At 60.6% G+C, this 19,668-nt stretch carries 21 protein-coding genes, 1 tRNA gene and 1 pseudogene; 20 read left to right on the forward strand and 3 right to left on the reverse strand.

Annotation, left to right across the window (positions count from 1 at the left end; translation table 11 throughout):
* The first annotated feature begins 7 nt into the window (after positions 1 to 7).
* The 8 genes and pseudogenes from hutX (at position 8) to V6S97_RS08100 (ending at position 4,665) form a co-directional block, all read left to right on the forward strand.
* Positions 8 to 532, forward strand: a complete 525-nt coding sequence (gene hutX, locus V6S97_RS08065) for a heme utilization cystosolic carrier protein HutX (protein ID WP_020809370.1) — start codon at positions 8 to 10, stop codon at positions 530 to 532.
* A gap of 184 nt (positions 533 to 716) precedes the next feature.
* Positions 717 to 1,106, forward strand: coding sequence for a hypothetical protein (locus V6S97_RS08070; RefSeq protein WP_233282764.1), 390 nt, complete (start codon positions 717 to 719; stop codon positions 1,104 to 1,106).
* Between the two features lie 152 nt (positions 1,107 to 1,258).
* Positions 1,259 to 1,798 carry a DUF2975 domain-containing protein gene (locus V6S97_RS08075; protein ID WP_060723673.1) on the forward strand — a complete coding sequence of 180 codons (540 nt, stop codon included), beginning with the start codon at positions 1,259 to 1,261 and terminating at the stop codon, positions 1,796 to 1,798.
* A 9-nt stretch (positions 1,799 to 1,807) separates the two neighbouring features.
* Complete coding sequence (locus V6S97_RS08080; protein WP_060723674.1) at positions 1,808 to 2,050, forward strand: helix-turn-helix domain-containing protein; 243 nt, start codon at positions 1,808 to 1,810, stop codon at positions 2,048 to 2,050.
* Between the two features lie 93 nt (positions 2,051 to 2,143).
* Positions 2,144 to 2,920 carry a YbaY family lipoprotein gene (locus tag V6S97_RS08085; protein WP_334426495.1) on the forward strand — a complete coding sequence of 259 codons (777 nt, stop codon included), beginning with the start codon at positions 2,144 to 2,146 and terminating at the stop codon, positions 2,918 to 2,920.
* Positions 2,921 to 3,126: 206 nt separating this feature from the next.
* Complete coding sequence (gene purU, locus V6S97_RS08090; protein WP_099085890.1) at positions 3,127 to 4,011, forward strand: formyltetrahydrofolate deformylase; 885 nt, start codon at positions 3,127 to 3,129, stop codon at positions 4,009 to 4,011.
* Positions 4,012 to 4,056: 45 nt separating this feature from the next.
* Positions 4,057 to 4,355 (forward strand): annotated as a pseudogene (locus V6S97_RS08095) (type II toxin-antitoxin system RelE/ParE family toxin).
* 4 nt (positions 4,356 to 4,359) lie between these two features.
* Positions 4,360 to 4,665 (forward strand): addiction module antidote protein, encoded by a 306-nt coding sequence (locus V6S97_RS08100; protein ID WP_060723677.1) that lies wholly within the window; start codon positions 4,360 to 4,362, stop codon positions 4,663 to 4,665.
* 13 nt (positions 4,666 to 4,678) lie between these two features.
* Here the strand turns inward: V6S97_RS08100 and V6S97_RS08105 are convergent, their stop codons facing one another.
* Together V6S97_RS08105 and V6S97_RS08110 are read right to left on the reverse strand one after the other, a co-directional pair.
* A complete protein-coding gene (locus V6S97_RS08105; protein ID WP_334426496.1) occupies positions 4,679 to 6,073 on the reverse strand; it encodes a sensor histidine kinase in 1,395 nt (464 codons plus the stop codon).
* Complete coding sequence (locus tag V6S97_RS08110; RefSeq protein WP_003491888.1) at positions 6,070 to 6,750, reverse strand: response regulator; 681 nt, start codon at positions 6,748 to 6,750, stop codon at positions 6,070 to 6,072. Before V6S97_RS08110 ends, V6S97_RS08105 begins: the two co-directional genes overlap by 4 nt.
* A 51-nt stretch (positions 6,751 to 6,801) precedes the next feature.
* Here V6S97_RS08110 and V6S97_RS08115 point away from each other — a divergent pair, with 51 nt between their 5' ends.
* The 10 genes from V6S97_RS08115 to dps all read left to right on the forward strand — a co-directional run bounded on the left by V6S97_RS08115 (position 6,802) and on the right by dps (position 16,506).
* Positions 6,802 to 7,899, forward strand: a complete 1,098-nt coding sequence (locus tag V6S97_RS08115) for an ABC transporter substrate-binding protein (RefSeq protein WP_376903886.1) — start codon at positions 6,802 to 6,804, stop codon at positions 7,897 to 7,899.
* Between the two features lie 492 nt (positions 7,900 to 8,391).
* Positions 8,392 to 9,300: a Bug family tripartite tricarboxylate transporter substrate binding protein gene (locus V6S97_RS08120; protein WP_153463847.1), complete on the forward strand. Its 909-nt coding sequence runs from the start codon at positions 8,392 to 8,394 to the stop codon at positions 9,298 to 9,300.
* A complete protein-coding gene (locus V6S97_RS08125; protein WP_004429909.1) occupies positions 9,297 to 9,791 on the forward strand; it encodes a tripartite tricarboxylate transporter TctB family protein in 495 nt (164 codons plus the stop codon). The genes V6S97_RS08120 and V6S97_RS08125 overlap by 4 nt, the downstream gene beginning before the upstream one ends.
* Before the next feature lie 94 nt (positions 9,792 to 9,885).
* Entirely contained in the window at positions 9,886 to 11,403 is a 1,518-nt protein-coding gene (locus V6S97_RS08130) for a tripartite tricarboxylate transporter permease (RefSeq protein ID WP_004429907.1), read from the forward strand.
* A gap of 128 nt (positions 11,404 to 11,531) precedes the next feature.
* Positions 11,532 to 11,792: a hypothetical protein gene (locus V6S97_RS08135; RefSeq protein WP_004429904.1), complete on the forward strand. Its 261-nt coding sequence runs from the start codon at positions 11,532 to 11,534 to the stop codon at positions 11,790 to 11,792.
* 333 nt (positions 11,793 to 12,125) lie between these two features.
* Entirely contained in the window at positions 12,126 to 13,064 is a 939-nt protein-coding gene (locus tag V6S97_RS08140; protein ID WP_099085886.1) for a siderophore ABC transporter substrate-binding protein, read from the forward strand.
* A gap of 149 nt (positions 13,065 to 13,213) precedes the next feature.
* Entirely contained in the window at positions 13,214 to 14,179 is a 966-nt protein-coding gene (locus V6S97_RS08145; protein WP_334426502.1) for an ABC transporter permease, read from the forward strand.
* Positions 14,172 to 15,140 (forward strand): iron chelate uptake ABC transporter family permease subunit, encoded by a 969-nt coding sequence (locus V6S97_RS08150; protein WP_334426503.1) that lies wholly within the window; start codon positions 14,172 to 14,174, stop codon positions 15,138 to 15,140. The genes V6S97_RS08145 and V6S97_RS08150 overlap by 8 nt, the downstream gene beginning before the upstream one ends.
* Positions 15,137 to 15,895: an iron ABC transporter ATP-binding protein gene (locus V6S97_RS08155; RefSeq protein WP_060723681.1), complete on the forward strand. Its 759-nt coding sequence runs from the start codon at positions 15,137 to 15,139 to the stop codon at positions 15,893 to 15,895. The genes V6S97_RS08150 and V6S97_RS08155 overlap by 4 nt, the downstream gene beginning before the upstream one ends.
* Before the next feature lie 122 nt (positions 15,896 to 16,017).
* Positions 16,018 to 16,506 (forward strand): DNA starvation/stationary phase protection protein Dps, encoded by a 489-nt coding sequence (dps, locus tag V6S97_RS08160; RefSeq protein WP_004429894.1) that lies wholly within the window; start codon positions 16,018 to 16,020, stop codon positions 16,504 to 16,506.
* Positions 16,507 to 16,576: 70 nt separating this feature from the next.
* Here the strand turns inward: dps and V6S97_RS08165 are convergent, their stop codons facing one another.
* On the reverse strand, positions 16,577 to 16,798 hold the full coding sequence (locus V6S97_RS08165) for a hypothetical protein (protein ID WP_004429892.1): 222 nt from the start codon (positions 16,796 to 16,798) through the stop codon (positions 16,577 to 16,579).
* 367 nt (positions 16,799 to 17,165) lie between these two features.
* Here V6S97_RS08165 and V6S97_RS08170 point away from each other — a divergent pair.
* Positions 17,166 to 17,240 (forward strand) — tRNA-Gly (locus tag V6S97_RS08170).
* Positions 17,241 to 17,553: 313 nt separating this feature from the next.
* Positions 17,554 to 19,515: a methyl-accepting chemotaxis protein gene (locus V6S97_RS08175; RefSeq protein ID WP_004429888.1), complete on the forward strand. Its 1,962-nt coding sequence runs from the start codon at positions 17,554 to 17,556 to the stop codon at positions 19,513 to 19,515.
* Positions 19,516 to 19,668: the final 153 nt, after the last annotated feature.

The following is a 19,668-nucleotide window of genomic DNA, read 5'->3' on the forward strand; positions in this document are numbered from 1 at the left end:
CCGTCCGATGAGCATTGCAGCCCAGAAGACCGATGACGACAGGCAGGCCCGCGCCGCATCAGCCCTTGCCGAAAAGCCCGATGGCATCGTGGAGGCCATTGCCGCCAAGGCCGAAGTGACGCCTGCCGAAATTCTGGCGATTCTGCCTGAGGGTGCGGCCGTTTCCGCTGCCGCCGACCAGTTCGACGCCATCTGGAACGAGATGCGCGGATGGGGCGAAGTCCTGATGATCGTGCAGACCGGCGACATCGTGCTGGAAGTGCCCGGCCACCTGCCGGAAGGCAGCGAAAGCCATGGCTGGTTCAACATCCACGGCGACAGCCCCATCGGTGGTCACATCAAGAAGGACAATTGCGCCGGCATCACCTTCGTCGATCGCGGCTTCCACGGTCGTCGCTCCTGTTCCGTCTGGTTCATGAACGCCGCCGGCGGCGCCATGTTCAAGATTTTCGTCCGCCGCGACGAGAACAAGGAACTGCTGGCCGGGCAACTCGCGAAGTTCGAAGCGCTGCGGAACGGTTTCCGCGGCTGAGCAGGCGCAGGGCTGCCACGGCAAAGTGGCAGCCTCTTCCGAGATCGATTATCCACCGACGGAAGGACACTGCCTCAAAATAAATAATTATCGTTTTACAATAAAAAATGTTGAAAAATCGATGTTCCTGATTGAGATTGGCCGCCGTCGGCCGATCCAGCCGTCATTTGAAAAAGGAATCTCGATGATGAAGAAATTATTCACCGCCGCCGTGGTGAGCGTGGTGCTGCAGGCCTGCCTTGTCTCACTCCCCGCGCAGGCAGCGGGCGGTCAGGACCCGGCCTCCGCGGAACGCACACTCAGAACCGTTCTCGAGGAAGCACGCAGCGGCAACCTCAACCTCTCGCGCTTCGAAGATGACATCGTCGCCGATGTCCGGGCCAATGCGGGCGCGGTTTCGGATGAAATCAGACGCCGTGGCAAGGTGACGGCCATGCAATATCTCGGAAGACAGGCGACCGAGGCGGGTGATCTTCACAGATTCAAGGTCACCTTCGAAAAGGGCCAGATGCGCTGGTCGCTCATTCTCAACACGCGCGGCCAGATCGCCAATATCGACATGGAAGCCCCCTGACCCCTTTTTCGTGTGCCGGTGGGATGCAAAGCGCGCCCGCCGGCAGGCATGAGCGGCATCATCAGCCCAGCAAGATGGCCTGCGGTCTCGATTGACGTTATAAATTTATCGTCTTACTGGAATTAAAGGACAAAAAACCACCGGATCACCTGATGACAGACCCATCCATCAGCCGCCGCATCGCCCGTGTCAGCCGTATCCTGATATGGCTTTCCTTCGTTTTTGCAGGCACCCTCATCGCCGCTTATGTCGCCATATGGGCCGATACGGAAACCCTGCGGACGGTGATTGAAGGGCAGATCCTGCCGCCTGCCACACCTTACCTGCTCACCGACACCGTGCGTGTCACCGGTTTTGTCGTCGGGCTTCTGCCGCTTCTGGCCGTGCTTAGCGGGCTCTGGTTTGCCGTCCTTCTTTTCCGGCTTTTCGAAAGGGGCGAGGTCTTTACGCAGACGTCAGGCAAAAGGCTGATCCAGGTCGGTGTCGCGCTTGCCGCATTGCTGCCGGCGCAGATCGTCATGACCGGCTCTGCTTCCTTTCTGCTGACGGTGGGCAATCCCGTTCCGAGCATCTCCTTTTCTTTTGAGAGCACGCAGATGCTTGTGGGCTTTGCCGGCGGGTTGATGATTGTCGTTGGCTGGGTGCTGGGGGAAGCGACGCGCATCGCCGACGAAAACCGCGAATTCATCTAGGAAACGACCGTGCCGATCATCGTCAATCTGGATGTCATGCTTGCAAAACGGAAGATGCGATCAAAGGAGCTCGCGGCCCGTATCGGCATTACCGAACAGAATCTTTCAATCCTGAAATCCGGCAGGGCGAAAGGCGTGCGCTTCGAAACCCTCGAAAAGATCTGCGAGGCGCTGGACTGCCAGCCCGGAGACCTTCTCGAATACAGGCACGGCCCCTCTGTCGTCACCGAGGAGGTGACGGGCGAAACCTGAAAGCGACGGGCAGTCCCGTCGGTTCATCGCCCGTTCAGTGCCGTTTTTTATCATCCGGTGGAATTCGAACGGAACCAGCACGGAGCAAGCACCATGACCGACCACCGACCTCTTCTTTCGCGCCGCAGTTTCGCCGGGCTTGTCGCGCTTGCGCCGCTTTTTGCGGCAAGTGGTGCGGTCGCCGCGCCGGCAAGCCTGCGTGGCAGCGTCTCCTATCGCGAGCGCATCGCCCTGCCGCCGGGCGCGACCGTCACCGTGCGCCTGATCGATGTTTCGCTGGCGGATGCGCCGTCGCAGACGATTGCCGAAACCACCATCCGCCCGCGTGGCCAGGTGCCGGTGCCTTTTGTACTGCGTTATGACGACCGCGACATTCGTGGCCGCCGTTCCTATGCGCTGAGCGCCGAAATCCGCGACCGCGACCGTCTGCTCTTCACCACCACCCGCCGTTACTCCGTCCTGACCGGCGGTCGCGACGATACCGATCTCGTGCTGGAGCGTGTCGGCGCGGGTCCGGGCAGACCGGAGCCGGAAGCCGGCATCGATGGACGCTGGCTGGTGCAGGAGATCCGCGGCGAACGGATTCGCGGCCGCCGCCAGGCGACACTGGAAATTACCCGCGAGGGCCGCGTTTCCGGCAATGCCGGCTGTAACGGCATCGGCGGCGAGGTGAAGATCAGCCGCAACCGCGTCGATTTCGGCCGGATGATCTCCACCCAGATGGCCTGCGCGCCTGACATCATGCGCCAGGAGCGGCAGTTCATCGACGCGCTGGAAGGCGCGCGCTCCTTCCGGCTGGAACCGCGCCGCGGCACGCTGGAACTGATCGACGGCCGCGGCCGCCCGGCCATGCGCCTGCGCCGCGCCTGAGGCCAGCAACGGCAGCACTGAAACAGCCGACGCCGCCGTGCTGGCCATGGAACATTCCATGTCGCTTCCGGCACGGCGCGCGCCCGTTTCCCGCCCTATGACTTTGGCTACGTCGCCTTCGCGCTTTGCTCCGCCGCCAAGCTGCGCTATGGAACGCGCCGAACTGTGCCGGCTGATGCCGGCGCGAAGTCTTTGAGGGAAAACGAATGACATCCTATGTTCTGACCGTAGCCTGCAAATCGACCCGTGGCATCGTCGCCGCGATTTCCGGTTATCTGGCGGAAAAGGGCTGCAACATCGTCGACAGTTCGCAGTTCGACGACCTCGAGACCGGCAAGTTCTTCATGCGCGTTTCCTTCATTTCGGAAGAAGGCGCCTCCCTTGAGGCCATCACCGAAGGCTTTCAGCCGGTGGCGAAAAAATTCGGCATGGAGGCGGAGATCTACCCGGACGGCCAGCGCATGAAGGCAATGCTGATGGTGTCGCGTTTCGGCCATTGCCTCAATGACCTCCTCTATCGCTGGAAGATCGGCGCGCTGCCGATCGATATCGTCGGCGTCGTCTCCAACCATTTCGATTACCAGAAAGTGGTGGTCAACCACGACATTCCCTTCCACCACATCAAGGTGACGAAGGAGAACAAGCCGAAGGCCGAAGCGCAGCTGATGGACCTGGTCGAAACGAGCGGCACGGAACTCGTGGTGCTGGCCCGTTACATGCAGGTTCTGTCCGATGACCTCTGCCGCAAGATGTCGGGCAAGATCATCAACATCCACCACTCCTTCCTGCCGAGCTTCAAGGGCGCAAACCCCTACAAGCAGGCCTATGAGCGCGGCGTGAAGCTTATCGGCGCAACGGCGCATTACGTCACCGCCGATCTCGACGAAGGCCCGATCATCGAGCAGGACACGGTGCGCGTCACCCACGCGCAATCGGCCGACGACTACGTCTCGCTTGGCCGCGACGTGGAAAGCCAGGTGCTGGCCCGCGCCATCCACGCCCATATCCACCACCGCACCTTCATCAACGGCAACCGCACGGTCGTCTTCCCGCCGAGCCCCGGCAGCTATGCTTCGGAGCGGATGGGGTGAAACCTTCGTCATTGACGAAATGACAACCACAGTTTACATTGCACCATGCTCACGATCCGGGAAACAAGCGAGTTTGCCGACTGGCTGGCGGGTCTGTGCGCGATGTGCAGGCGCGCGCCCGCATCGCACGCCGCATTTACCGGCTGGCGGACGGCAATCCCGGAGACGTGAAACCGGTTGGCGAAGGCGTCAGCGAACTCAGGATCGACCTTGGACCCGGATATCGGGTCTATTTTGTCCGGCACGGCGATGTCGTCATCATATTGCTGTGTGGCGGCGACAAGGCATCGCAACCCCGCGACATCGCCAGAGCCAAGAAACTGGCCAGAGCGCTCAAGGAGTGAGACCATGCCACTTGTGACACGCGATTACGATGCTGCCCGCTACCTTGATAGTGACGAAGCGCTTGCCGCTTACATCGCCGACGCCACAGAGAGCGGCGATGCACAGGAGCTCGCCCATGCGCTGGGCGTCGTGGCGCGGGCCAAGGGTATGACTGACCTTTCGAGACAAACCGGCCTTCCCCGCCAGACCTTGTACAAGGCGCTGAGCGGCGAGGGAAATCCGGAACTGGCGACGATTGCCAAGGTCGCCGACGCGCTGGGCTACAGGCTCTCGCTGGTGGCGAAACCGCCTGCAGACACGGCCGCCTGATAAACCCGGCGGGCTACGGCGCCTTTTCCACGCCACCAAACACCACCCGCGCCCTCAACCCGCGCCCGCCCGCGCCGTCCTCCAGCGTCAGTCGCCCGCCGAACAGCCCGGCGATCTCCTCGATGATCGCAAGGCCGAGGCCGGCGCCGGGGGCGGCGTTGGCTTCGCCGCGGGCGAAGCGCTGGCGCACCATGGCGCGTTTTTCCGTGGGTATGCCGGGGCCGTTATCTTCCACTTCCAGCCAGACGGCACCCGCTTGCCTGCCGACGCGCACGGTGACTTCCGCACCACGCCCCGCGTAGTTGATGGCATTGGAAACGAGATTGCCGATCAGTTCACCGATAAGGAGCGGCTCGGCGAGAATTGTCGCTTCGCCCTCGCCTTCGAAACCGAGATCGATGCCGGCGTCGGCCGCGCGTGGCACGAAATCTGCCGTCACGTTCTGCGCCACCGCCACGAGGTCGATCTGGGAAAAATCATGTTTTTCGCTCGAACCGGCAGCATCGATATTGGCCATGCGCAGCAACTGGGCGAGGATGTGTTCGGCATGGGCCACCGAAGCGCCGCCCTTGCGCGCCGCCGCCTGCGCGTCTTCGAGACTTGCGGCGCGGGCGGAAAGCGCAAGCTGGGTGCTGATGATGGCAAGCGGCGTGCGCAATTGATGGCTGGCATTACCGGTGAAATGCCTGAGCGCATCGAGCGCCGATTGCAGCCGCACCATAAAGGAATTGACCGTCTCAACCAGATTTTCCACCTCCACCGGCACGGATTGGCGGATAGGGTGCAGGTCGTTCGGGCTGCGCTCGGCAATGGCTTCGCTGAGCCGGTAAAGCGGCCGGAGCGAAATCGTCACCGCGATCCAGACGATGATGGCCGCCCCCACGATCATCAGGAGCAGGCGGAGCGCAGACCGCAGGATGATCGCCTGCGCCAGCTGGCTGCGGGCAATCGTGGTTTCGGCAACGGTGACGGAAAAAGGCACGGAATTGATGCCGGTGGAGGCGAAACGCCTGATAGCAGCGATGCGGATCGGTTCATCGCGGAACACGGCATCGCGATAGGCGGGCGTATCACCCGCCGGGTTCGCAACGGTCGGCAGGTTCTGGTAACCGGTGAGGAATTGCCCGTTCGGCCCGTCGACTCGGTAGAACACCCGGTCCTGCGCCGCCGATGTCAGCATTTCCAGCGCGACATAGGGAATGTCGACTTCCAGCGAGCCGTCTTCTGCCACCACCACGCGTTCGGCAATGGCCAGCGCCGAACCTGAGAGCACCCGGTCGGAGACGACATTGGCGGTATTGACCGCCTCCCGCCATGTATCGGTAAGCGCAACGCAGCCGATAATGGCGGTGGAGATGAGAAGCCAGCCTAGAAGACGCCGCCTGAGCGAATAGGCGGCCTGTATCATTCAGCCATCTCCGGCAGCTTTTCGAGATAATAACCGATGCCGCGCGCCGTCTTGACCGTCAGCCCGTGGGGCGCGAGCCGCTTGCGCAGGCGGCTGACATATTGCTCGATGGCATTGGCGGAAATATCGTCGTCGAAGCCGGTCAGCGACTGCACGATCGCCTCCTTGGCGACAACCTTGCCCGCCCGCATGAACAGCACCTCAAGCAGCGCCACCTCGCGCGCCGGAATATCGAGCGGACGCCCATCTGCGGAAAAGGTGCGGGAATTGAGATCGAAAAGCACCTTGCCGAAACTGAGGGCGGAGGAACGCAAGCCGGCATTGCGGCGCAGCAGCACCCGCACACGGGCCTCGAATTCCGTGATGTCGAACGGCTTGATCATGTAGTCGTCGGCGCCGAGATCGAGCCCCTTGACCTTTTCTTCCGGCGTGCCGCGCGCCGTCAGTATCAGCACCGCCGCCTTGTCCTGACGCGAGCGCATGGAGCGCAGCACCTCGATGCCATCCATTTCCGGCAGGTTGAGATCGAGAATGACGAGGTCGAAACTTTCCGCTGCAATCGCCGCATCGGCGGAAGCGCCGTCTGAAACCACGTCCACCGCATAACCGCTGCCGCGCAGAAGTGCGGAAAGCCCTTCCGACAGCACCTGATTGTCCTCGACCAGCAAAATACGCAAATCTTCCCTCCCGCAATCCGCCGAATTTAACCAAGCCCTTGCCGCTTGTGAATGGCAAGCGCGTGCGGCATGATCTTTTCCATGCGTATCTGCCTTTTTCTCTGCCTCTGTCTTTGCATGGCCTCGCCCGCGCTTGCGCAGGTCGCCATTTTTCCCGCCCCATCAGGCAAGGCGGATGCGGAAACGCTGGTGGTCTATTCCTCGCTGGATGAGCCGCTGGCGACGCCGATGATCGAGGGTTTCCAGAAGGCCAATCCCGATATCGCCGTCCACTACGAGGATATGCTAACCGGCGAAATCTACGACCGCATCGTAAAAGAAACCGATGCGGGCAAGAAGACCGCCGATTTCGCCTTTTCCTCCGCCATGGATCTGCAGGTGAAGCTGAGCAATGACGGTTATGCGCAGCGCTCCGATCTTGCCATGAGCGCCCGCTGGCCCGCCTGGGCGAACTGGCGCAACACCGCCTATGCGCTGACCTTCGAGCCGGCGGTTTTCGTCTATCACAAGCCGAGCTTCACCACGGAAAAGCCGCCCGCCACCCGCGCCGAATTTGTCGATTATCTCGAACGCCACGCCAGGCAAGTGCATGGCCGCATCGCAACTTACGACATCGAACGCTCCGGCGTCGGCTTCCTGTTCATGTCACGCGATCAGGAGCAGTTCGGCGATATATGGAACGTCATCAAGGCCATGGGCGCGGCGGGCGTGAAGGTTTACTCCACCTCCTCCGCCATTCTGGAGCGGGTCTCCGACGGCCGCTTCGTGCTGGGATACAACATTCTTGGCTCTTATGCGGCCGACTGGGCCTCGCGCCACCCCGATGTCGGCATCGTGCTGCCGAAAGACTATACCGTGGTCATGTCGCGTATCGGGCTGGTGCCGGAAGCCGCCGCCAACCCGGCGCTCGGGCGTCGTTATCTCGAGTTCTTCATGTCCAAGGAGGGCCAGACGATCATGGCCCGGCAATTGCAGATTCCCGCCGTCAGCCCTGAGGTGGCGGGCGAAAACACCGCCAACACCATGCAGGCCATCCACGGCGCACAATTGCGCCCCGTACCCGTCAGCCCCGGCCTGATGGTCTATCTGGATCAGGTGAAACGCAGCCGCCTGATCGAGCGCTGGAACGAGGCGTTGAGGTCGCAATAGGGTTGCGCCCGCAAACCAATCCGGGTGCCGTAACTCTCCCTCATCCCTGTGCTTGTCACAGGGATCCAGCCAGCCCAAGTCCTTGGGCTGAAAGGAGTCCTTCCGCCGCGCCGACGCGCATCGGCTGGATTCCCGTGACAGGCACGGGAATGAGGGTGGAGCAAGCTTCAAAAGCGCAAAACAAAGTCGCCCACACACGCCACAGTAGACGCCCGACGGAAATTAATAGAGAGTAAATGAGCAAGGACTTGCGTAGCGTCAGTTAGATGACAGCTTTTTGTGATGCTCTGCAATCCTTCTTCATTCCGTGGAGGCGGAAGAAGATGCGGGAGGAAATCCAGGACGATTGCCAAGCACCACGCTGACTATTCAGCGCCGGCACAGACGCGTCCTGAAAGCCCCCCGCATAAACGAAAAACGACGCCCAAAAAGGGCATCCTGAGGAGGGTTTTCTACGTGAAACATTTTCTTATCGGCACATTTCTGGCGGGCATGATCGCTCTTCCGGCCGCTGCAGCGGATTACACCATCATTGCCCCGGCCAATCCCGGCGGCGGCTGGGACCAGACCGCGCGTTCCCTGCAGAGCGTGCTGCAGGAAGAAGGCATTTCCAAGAGCGTTCAGGTACAGAACGTACCGGGCGCCGGCGGCACCATCGGTCTTGCGCAGTTCGCCAGCCAGCAGAAGGGCAACCCGAACGCCCTCATCGTCGGCGGTTACGTGATGGTCGGCGCCATCCTCACCAACAATGCGCCCGTCACCCTCAAGGAAGTGACGCCGATCGCCCGCCTGACCGGTGAATATGAAGCCATCGTCGTTCCGGCATCCTCGCCGCTGAAGACCATCGGCGACCTCGTCGACCAGCTCAAGAAGGACCCGGGCAGCGTTTCCTGGGGCGGCGGTTCCGCCGGCGGCACCGACCATATCGCCGTTGGCCTGATCGCCAAGGCGGCCGGCGTCGATCCGACCAAGATCAACTACATCGCTTACTCCGGCGGCGGCGAAGCGCTTGCCTCGATCCTCGGTTCGCAGGTAACGGCCGGCATTTCGAGCTACGGCGAATTCGAAAGCCAGGTGAAGGCCGGCACGCTGCGCCTGCTCGCGGTTTCCAGCGAAGAGAAGCTGGAAGGTGTCGACGCACCGACACTGAAGGAAAGCGGCCTTGATGTCGTCGTCCAGAACTGGCGCATGGTCGCCGCTCCTCCCGGCCTGACGCCGGAACAGGAAAAGGCCGTCAATGCCGATATCGAGAAGCTGGTGAAATCCGCCAAGTGGCAGGAAACCCTGAAGACCAAGAGCTGGATGGACACCTATCTTGCCGGTGACGAATTCAAGGCACAGCTTGCCAAGGATACCGACGCCACCGCCGCCATCCTCAAAGACATCGGACTGGTAAAATGAGCCAGGGTTCCAACCCTTCTGAGCATCAAAAGCGCCGCCCTGACTGGGCGGCGCTGGCGATCGCCGTCTTCCTCGTCCTCATCGCAAGCGTGATCTTCTGGGACAGCGCCCGCCTCGCCAGCGTCACCGGTTATTCGCCGGTCGGCCCGGCAACCGTGCCTTACGCCATCGGCTTCTGTCTCATCGGCCTGGCGCTCTGGACGGCCATCGAAGCATGGCGCGGCGATTTTCCCGAACGCGACAGACAGGAAATTGCCCCTGTTATCTGGGTTGTCGCCGGTCTTGCCGCGCAGATGCTGCTGCTGAAGGTGGCGGGTTTCTCCATTGCCACCGGCCTGCTTTTTGCCTTCACGGCGCGCGCCTTCGGCAAACGCAAGCTCTGGTATTCGATCCCCATCGGCATCGCCCTCAGCTTCGTCATCTGGTTTATTTTCGCGCGGCTGCTGCAGCTTTCACTGCCCGCCGGGCCTCTGGAACGGCTGTTCTTCTGACGGCCATTCCGACCAAAATTCGAGATCACAGGAAACCGCAGGCACGCGATGACGCATACGCCAGCCGTTCCGCCCGACAGGGGGACATCTGTCCATGAGTACCTTTGAATTCCTGCTGCACGGTCTTGAGGTTGCCGCCCAACCCATGAACCTGCTCTATGCGCTGATCGGCGTCACACTCGGCACCGCCGTCGGAGTTCTGCCCGGCATCGGGCCGGCGCTGACCGTGGCGCTGCTTCTGCCCGTCACCTACAGGCTCGATCCCGCTGGCTCGCTCATCATGTTCGCCGGCATCTATTACGGCGGCATGTATGGCGGATCGACCACCTCGATCCTGCTCAACACGCCGGGCGAAAGCGCCTCGATCGTCACCGCGCTCGAAGGCAACAAGATGGCCCGCAAGGGCAGAGGCGGCCCGGCCTTGGCCACCGCCGCCATCGGCTCCTTCGTCGCCGGCCTCATCGCCACCATCGCGCTCGCGTTTATCGCGCCATACATCGTCAAGCTGGCGCTGGTCTTCGGCCCGCGTGAATATTTCGCGCTGATGGTGCTCGCCTTCGTCACCGTTTCCTCCGCCTTCGGGGATTCGGCGTTGCGCGGCCTCACCTCGCTGTTCATCGGCTTTGCGCTCGCCATCGTCGGCATCGACCAGCTGACCGGCCAGACCCGCATGAGCTTCGGCATTCCCGACCTGCTTGACGGCGTGGAAGTGACGACGCTTGCGGTTGCCATGTTCGCCATCGGCGAGACGCTGTTCATCGTCGCGCAGGGCAGCACCGGCCCGGACAAGGTCGAGGCCGTCAAGGGTTCGGTCTGGATGAGCGCGCAGGACTGGGCGCGTTCCTGGAAAGCCTGGCTGCGCGGCACGCTGATCGGCTTTCCTATCGGCGCCATGCCAGCGGGCGGTGCTGAAATCGGCACCTTCCTGTCCTATGCCACCGAAAAGAAGCTAACCAAATATCCGGAAGAATTCGGCCATGGCGCCATTGAAGGCGTGGCCGGTCCGGAAGCCGCCAACAACGCGTCCGCCGCTGGCACACTGGTGCCGCTGCTGACGCTCGGCCTGCCGACGACGGCGACGGCCGCCATCATGCTCGCCGGCTTCCAGCAATATGGCCTTCAGCCCGGCCCGCTGCTGTTTGCCACCAATCCGCAGCTGGTCTGGGGCCTGATCGCCAGCCTCTTCATCGCCAACCTGATGCTGCTGGTGCTCAACCTGCCGCTCGTCGGCCTGTGGGTGAAGCTGCTGACCATTCCGAAGCCATGGCTCTATGCGGGTATTCTGTTGTTCGCGACGCTCGGCACCATCGGCGCCAACCCGTCCGTGTTCGAACTCGGCATGCTGCTCGCCTTCGGTATCCTCGGTTACATCATGCGCATCTTCGGTTATCCGATTGCGCCTGCGGTGGTCGGTCTCATCCTCGGCCCGCTTGCGGAACAGCAGCTGCGCCGCGCGCTCGCCATCGGCCAGGGCGACCCGACGGTGCTGTTCACCTCACCGATTGCCGTTGGCCTGTTCCTTGTCGCGGCAGCCGCCTTCATCATTCCGCTGATCATGCGTATCCGCGGCCGCGGCGAGGTGCTGACACAGCTTGCCGCCAACGAGGACTGATAAACCGGAAACCTCCTAGGGCAACTGGCCCCGTATCTTCGGATGCGGGGCTTTTTTATTCACACCAACGGGATGTGTGGCGCAGACGCGGCCATGATATGATTCCGCTCCAAACGCAGGAGAAAAACATGCGCAAGATCGCGATCTTGATGGTTCTGGCCCTCGCCGGCTGCGCCACCGCCGCACCCGACGTGGAGCCCATTCCCGGCAGCATCACCTATGGCGGACAGCCCCGCACCAAATTGACCAAATCTCCCATCGGCAGCACGCTCAGTAATGAATTCGTCATGGGCGACGGACGGCTGGCGATTGAGACCTACCGAATACAGCCAGACCGCTCCCTGAAGCTGGAGAGACGCGAAATCGTTGGTGACTGGCCGCCGGAGTGAGCGCGGCTGTCGTGACGGGTAAAACAGACGGATAAAAGGGCACCCACGACATTGGCCCCGGCCTCTCCTCACCCTCAACGTCATCCTCGGGCTTGACCCGAGGATCCATCACCCCAGCACAGTGGATCCTCGGGTCAAGCCCGAGGATGACCGGGAAGAGGTTTGAGCAAATGTTTCACTGTCCCCACATTTCCCGCTCACCGCAATTCAGAACCGTTCTAAAACATATTTTTGATTTCCGCATACCTTGCCAATAAAGCTGATAGCGAACATCAAGTTAACCCTGCGGGAGCACTTCCGCCGGTTCAGAACCATATTGCAAGGGACATATAAGTGGCCATCAACTTCACCTTCCCCGTTCGACTGCTGGCGGCAGCGGCCTTCAGCCTTGGCGCGATGACTGCGGGCGCTGAGGAAATGACGATCAAGCACGCGCAGGGCGAGACCGTGCTGAAGGCGGCGCCGAAGAAGGTTCTGGTTCTCGATATTCCCTCGCTCGACAATCTCGATGCGCTCGGCGTCGAGCCAACAGGCGTCGTCGGCTCCAACCTGCCGACCTACCTGCAGAAATATGCCGACGGCAAATATCTGAAGGTCGGCACGCTGTTCGAACCCGACTACGAGGCGATCAATGCGGCCGAGGCCGATCTCGTCATCGTCGGCGGCCGTTCGCGGGCGAAATATCCTGACGTTGCGAAGATCACGCCCGCTATCGACATGTCGATCGATTCCAAGGAATTCATCAACAGCGTCAAAGGCAACATCACCAAGCTCGGCGATATCTTCGGCAAGCAGGAAGAAGCAAAGAAACTTGATGCCGTCATCGATGAGAAGGTCGCGAAGCTGAAGGAGATCGCTCCCAACTCCGGCACGGCGATGATCCTCGTCACCAATGCCGGCAAGGTCGGCGTTTACGGTCCAAGCTCGCGCACCGGCTGGCTGCACACCGAAATCGGCTTCAAGCCGGTCGCCGCCGATATTGACGACCGTTTCGACCGCGGCGACGTCGTGTCCTTCGAATATCTGGCCGAGGTCAACCCCGAATGGCTGTTCGTGATCGACCGCGATGCCGGCATCGGCCGCGCCACCGATCCGGGCAAGGCAGCCGCGCAGGTGCTGGATAACGAGCTGGTGCACCAGACCAATGCCTGGAAGAAAAAGCAGATCGTCTATCTCGACCCGCAGGCGGCCTATATCGTCAGCAGCGGTTATACGGCGCTCACCACCCTGCTCGATCAGGTCTACAAGGCCGTTTCCGATAAGAAGTCGTAAAAACTGCTGGGCACTCGCTCCTGAAGGCTGCTCCACACTCCCAGTCATCCTCGGGCTTGACCCGAGGAGGACCAAGGAGAGGTCGGACGCCTGTTTCGGCAGCCTGCCAAGCCACCGGGAGCTTTCGCTATTTTCGAAATACCACCAACGTGAAATCCCTGTCTCTCATCCTTGCCCTTCTTCTGGCGCTGACACTCGCAATCGTCAGCCTGTTCGTCGGTGTGAGCAACGTTTCTCTGGCCACGCTTTTTGCACCTGACACAAGCACGGATGCACTGCGCGTGCTGCTCGTCAGCCGCATTCCGCGCACGCTGGCGCTGATACTGGCCGGAAGCTCGATGGCGATTGCCGGTCTCATCATGCAGATGCTGGTGCGCAACCGTTTCGTGGAGCCTTCGACGGCGGGCACCACCGAATCCGCCGGTCTCGGCCTGCTCACCGCCACCCTGATTGCACCCGACACGCCGATCTTCGGCAAGATGCTGGTGGCCGCCGTTTTCGCGCTCGCCGGCACCGCGCTGTTCCTGCGTATCCTGAGACAAGTGCCATTGCGGGACGTGCTGCTGGTGCCGCTGATCGGCATCATGCTGGGCGGCGTCATCTCCGCCGTCACCACCTTCTTCGCTTATCGTTTCGATCTCTTGCAATCGCTCGGCGCATGGATGACGGGGGATTTTTCCGGCGTGCTGCGCGGCCGCTATGAATTGCTCTGGGTCGGTTTCCTCTTCGCCATTGCCGCCTATCTCGCCGCGGACCGGTTTACGGTGGCTGGCATGGGGCGCGACTTCACCACCAATCTCGGCCTCAACTATCGCCGGGTGATGGCGCTCGGCCTCACCATCGTCTCGCTGGTCAGCGCCGTTGTCGTCGTCACCGTCGGCATGATCCCCTTTCTCGGGCTGATCGTGCCGAACGTCGTCAGCCTGATGATCGGCGACAATATGCGCCGCTCGGTTCCATGGGTGGCGACGCTTGGCGCAGTCTTCGTTCTCTCCTGCGACATCATCGGCCGAACCGTGCGCGCGCCTTATGAAATACCGATCGGAACCGTGGTCGGCGTCATCGGCAGCGTGCTGTTCCTTTATCTCCTGCTGCGGAAACGCCACCATGCGTGAGAAAAACCCCGAAAGGCGCGCAAAAACCGTTCTGCTCGTGCTTGCGGCATTCGCGCTCATCTCCATGGCCGCCTTCATGACGCTCGGCGCAAAGGGAAGCTGGAGCTTCGTGCTGCCGTTTCGCGGCATCAAGCTTCTGTCGCTTTTGCTGGTGGCCTATGCCATCGCGGTCTCCACCATACTGTTCCAGACGGTCACCAATAATCGCATCCTCACCCCTTCGGTCATGGGCTTCGATTCGCTTTACGTGCTGATGCAGACAGGGCTGATTTTCGTCTTCGGCTCGGCAACCGTCGTGATGATCGATCCGCAACTGAAGTTTCTCGTCGAAACCGGGCTGCTCGTCGCCTTTTCCGCCCTGCTCTATCGCTGGCTGTTCGTCGGCGCGGAACGCAGCCTGCATCTTCTCGTACTGGTCGGCATCGTCTTCGGCGTGTTTTTCCGCAGCCTCTCGGGCTTCATGCAGCGCGTACTCGACCCCAATGAGTATACGGTGCTGCAGGACGTGCTGTTCGCCAGCTTCAATTCCATCGATCCAACCCTTCTCATGGTCTCCGCCGTCATCATCGGCGTGGTGACCATCATCGGGCTGAGGCTCATGCACACGCTCGATGTCCTCTCGCTCGGCCGTGCGACGGCCATCAGCCTCGGCGTCGAATACAAGCGCACGGTCACCATCACCCTCGTTCTGGTCTCCGTGCTCGTTGCCGTCTCCACCGCGCTTGTCGGCCCGGTCATGTTCTTCGGGCTGCTGGTTGCGGCCCTTGCCCATTATCTCACCGGCAATGGCAAGCACGCATATGTGCTGCCGGCCGCGATCCTCATCGCCGTGATCTGCCTCGTGGGCGGTCAGGTGGTGCTGGAGCGGATATTCGCCTTCGATACGGCGCTCTCGATCATCATCGAATTTCTGGGCGGCATCGTCTTTATCGGTCTTATTCTGAAACGAGGTGCGCGATGATCATCGCCAATCAGATCAGCAAATCCTATGGCGACACGGTTGTGATAGACGGCGTCTCCGTCTCCATTCCGGCAGGCGGCGTCACCTCCATCATCGGGCCGAACGGGGCGGGAAAATCGACGCTGCTTTCCATCGTGGCGCGGCTGATGTCGATGGATGCCGGGACCGTCACGGTCGACGGGCTCGATGTTACGAAAACCGCTTCCGACACGCTGGCGAAGCGGCTTTCTATCCTGCGGCAGGACAACCACATCTCCTCGCGCCTGACGGTGCGCGACCTCGTCGGTTTCGGCCGCTACCCCTATTCAAAGGGCCGCCCCACCATCGAGGACAAGGTCCATATCGACCGGGCGTTGGAATATCTGCATCTCGAACCCCTTGCCGGCCGGTTTCTGGATGAGCTTTCCGGCGGCCAGCGCCAGCGCGCCTTCGTGGCCATGGTGCTGTGTCAGGATACGGATTATGTGCTGCTCGACGAACCGCTCAACAATCTCGACATGAAACACGCCTCCAGCATGATGAAGATCATGCGCAAGGCCGCCGACGAGCTGAAAAAGACCGTGGTTCTGGTGCTGCACGACATCAACTTCGCCTCCTGGTATTCCGACACCATCATCGCCATGCGCGAGGGCCGCATCTGCCATCACGGACCTGCAGAAGAGATCATCCGCCCCGAGATTCTCCAGGAAATCTACGACATGCCGATCCGCGTCAATGAGATAGAGGGCCGGCGCATCTGCCTGTTTTACGAATGACATGATGATTGTGCAGGATTTTTACTGTCCCAGTGCTTAGCATGGAACAGGGCCACAGGCCCGGACGTTAAACGACGGACTTTTCCAAAGCGGCATTCCGTCCGCAACTTCAGGAGACATCGATGAAGACGCACAAGACGAAGAACGACCTGCCTTCCAACGCCAAGTCGACCGTAATCGGCATTCTGAATGAATCGCTCGCTTCCGTCATCGACCTTGCGCTCATCACCAAGCAGGCGCACTGGAACCTCAAGGGCCCGCAATTCATCGCCGTCCATGAACTTCTCGATACGTTCCGCACACAACTCGACAATCACGGCGACACGATTGCCGAGCGCGTCGTCCAGCTTGGCGGCACGGCGCTTGGCAGCCTGCAATCCGTCTCCTCGACGACCAAGCTCAAGGCCTATCCGACCGATATCTACAAAATCCACGACCATCTGGATGCGCTGATCGAGCGTTATGGCGACGTGGCGAACATGATCCGCAAGGCCATCGACGATTCCGACGAGGCCGGTGATCCGACGACGGCCGACATCTTCACCGCCGCCTCGCGCGATCTCGACAAGTCGCTTTGGTTCCTGGAAGCGCATGTGCAGGAAAAGAGCTGAGCGGAAAAATCCGCCACCCCAACAACAAAGCGCCCGGATGATCCGGGCGCTTTTTTCTCGTATTCAAGCGTCAGTGGCGCCGCAGAACGGCAAGCCCGATGTCCCGCAGCATCTCGTGATCGAGAATGCCCCGCTGGGCGCTGCGGATAAGAACCGCTGCGCACTCATTGGCAACGTGGCTACTGCGATCTTGAAAACACTCGAAACATACGCCATCGAAAATATTCTGCAGATCGGTAATCTGCTCCGGCGACAATTGTGCGCCAACCCGTTCAAAAGCTGCGTACGACAAGGCTCATCCTCCTGATGATATGCCAAGTATCGTTTCTTTTTTTCGTGGACATCAAATTTGTACACCCGAACGAATCACTTGTCGAATCAGATTTTAACCAAATGTAAATAGGTTATTTTCTGGCCTCCTCCACCGCCATATTCCGTAGGAAGGAGATAAAACCCAATCGAAACAACATCTTCTTCCTGGCGCGCTCTTGTTTCGGTTCCCGGCCGCCCTTGCACTGCGGAAAAACGTGCAGCCGCGTGGATTTCCACCGAAACCGCAAAAGAAACTGTTGCATTCCAAAAACGATTGAGCGATATAGCACCCGTCGCCGCTTCGGTGGCCCACGGTTCAGCGAACTACCCCGGACCGGTGGATTTGAGCGGGTGTAGCTCAGGGGTAGAGCACAACCTTGCCAAGGTTGGGGTCGAGGGTTCAAATCCCTTCGCCCGCTCCAGTTTTCCCAGCAGATACAGAACTATCAAAAAAGAATTTCAGCTCTGCACCATGATTGGCTGTGCCACAGGCATGGCGTTCAGCCGCATTGCGCGTTGAACAGAGGCCGGAAGATGCCACTGATCACCTCACGCCATCAAAGTATTATTCATTACTTTTACATAATTTATTCAAAGTAAAAATGAATATTAAATACATATCCGCTAATAATACATAATTATTTCTTAATTTGCCAAGTATATAATTCCCCATCAAAGTGCATGATGCCGACACAGAACCCATGAAGGGATCAATTTCCTATCGGAGTTGTTGCCATGAGAAATATTCCTGTCGTTGGAAAATTCCTGACGGTATTTGCGCTGTTCGGCATTTGCGCAATCTTGATCGCGGCTTATTCCGCAGTGCAGATCAAGACAATCGACAAGAGCTATAGCGACCTTATCGAGCATGACAGCGCGGCAGCCCTCAACCTGGCACTGGCAAACCATGCCTTGTTGAACGGACGCGCCGCTTTGGCCGATATGATGATTGCCTTTACGGAAGAGGGCAATGCCGCCGCCGAAGTCGAGGCAAAGGCCACGCGTGGGGAATTTGCCCATTTGCTGGATAAAGCCATCGCCTCGGTCCCCGGTGACAGCCGTCTGCCCGCACTCAAGGACGAAGCGCTGAGACTCTACAATATTACGTGCAAGAATGCCTGGAATCTGGGCCGCACCGCATCGAACGTGGAGGAGGCACTGGCATCGCAAAAGGCATTCGGCATGGAATGCCAGCCGGTCTTCGCCAGGATCGGCGCGAAACTGACGCAGATCGCCACGGAAATCACAACCCGCAACGACACGGAGAGCGGCGCTCTGACGGAGACGAGCGACCAGACCGCGCTGATTACGGTCGTAGCGGTCATCCTCGGTTTCCTTACGGTGGTCGTCGCCGGATATTTCGCGATCCGCACCTGGCTTGTCACGCCGATGCAGGGGCTTGCCGGCACCATGCAGAGGCTTGCCAATGGCGACCTTTCCGCCAACATCGACGGAACGGACCGGCGCGATGAGGTCGGCACCATGGCCAAGGCCGTGCAGATCTTCAAGGACAACGAGCTGAAGGCCCGCCGGCTGGAAGCGGATGCGGCCCAGGTGCGCGACCAGTCCGAAGCGGACCGTCAAAGGGCCGCCGATATAGACCGCAGGCGCGCGGCGGAAATGGCGGAGGCGACAAGCGGTCTGGCAGGCGGCCTGAAGCATATGGCCGACGGCGACCTCTCCTATCAGCTGACGACGCCTTTCGCGGCGGATTTCGAAAGCCTGCGGGCGGACTTCAATATGGCCGTCGGTCAGTTGAACAAGACATTGCTCTCGGTTGCCGAGGTCACGGCGACGATCGATGGCGGCTCGCAGGAACTGAATTCGAGTGCGGGAGACCTGTCGCACCGTACCGAAACACAGGCCGCTTCGCTGGAGGAAACAGCCGCCGCGCTCGACCAGATCACCAGCAACGTCAGCAATTCGACGAAGCGCACGGAAGAGGCGCGAAGCGTGGCGGTGGAGGCGAACCGATCGGCGCAAACCTCCGGTCAGGTCGTCGCAAATGCGGTTGACGCCATGAAGCGCATCGAGAGCTCCTCAAGCCAGATTTCCAACATCATCGGCGTCATCGACGAGATTGCGTTCCAGACCAACCTTCTGGCGCTCAATGCAGGGGTCGAGGCAGCCCGCGCGGGTGAGGCGGGCAAAGGTTTTGCGGTTGTCGCGCAGGAAGTGCGTGAGCTGGCGCAGCGTTCGGCGCAGGCGGCCAAGGAAATCAAGGAGCTTATCCGCAACTCCGCCGACGAGGTTCAAAACGGCGTCAAACTCGTGACCGCCACGGGCGATGCCCTGAAGGTCATTGAAGGTCACGTCATCGCCATCAATACGCAGCTCGACGCCATCGCAACCTCCGCAAGGGAGCAGTCGGTCGGCTTGGCCGAGGTCAACAGCGCGGTCAACCAGATGGATCAGGTGACGCAGCAGAATGCCGCGATGGTCGAAAGGGCCAAGGCCTCCAGCACATCGCTTGCCGGCGATGCCGAGACGCTCCGCGAAATCATCGGCCAGTTCAGGCTCGACGGCACCGCCGCAACCGCCCGCAAAACCCGAAACGCCCATCAGCCATCGACGCAGCTGCGCGTTGCGGACAATGCCCAGCCGAGACCATCGCCGGCACGGCGCATGATGGGCCAGGTGGCCGCGGCACTCGGCGTATCGACCGCGTCAAAAGAGCAGAGCTGGGCCGAATTCTGATCCCACCCGCTCAAAAGACACCCGGATCATTATCCGGGTGTCTTGAAGTTGGTGACAAAGGTTGAAAACCTCCTCCGTCATGCCGGGCTTGACCCGGCATCCAGCCATGGCGCGTCGGTGCCATGAAAAGAATCTTCCACGATCAATGACTTG

This window comes from Agrobacterium sp. CCNWLW155 (assembly GCF_036888815.1).
Taxonomy (GTDB): Bacteria; Pseudomonadota; Alphaproteobacteria; order Rhizobiales; family Rhizobiaceae; genus Agrobacterium; species Agrobacterium radiobacter.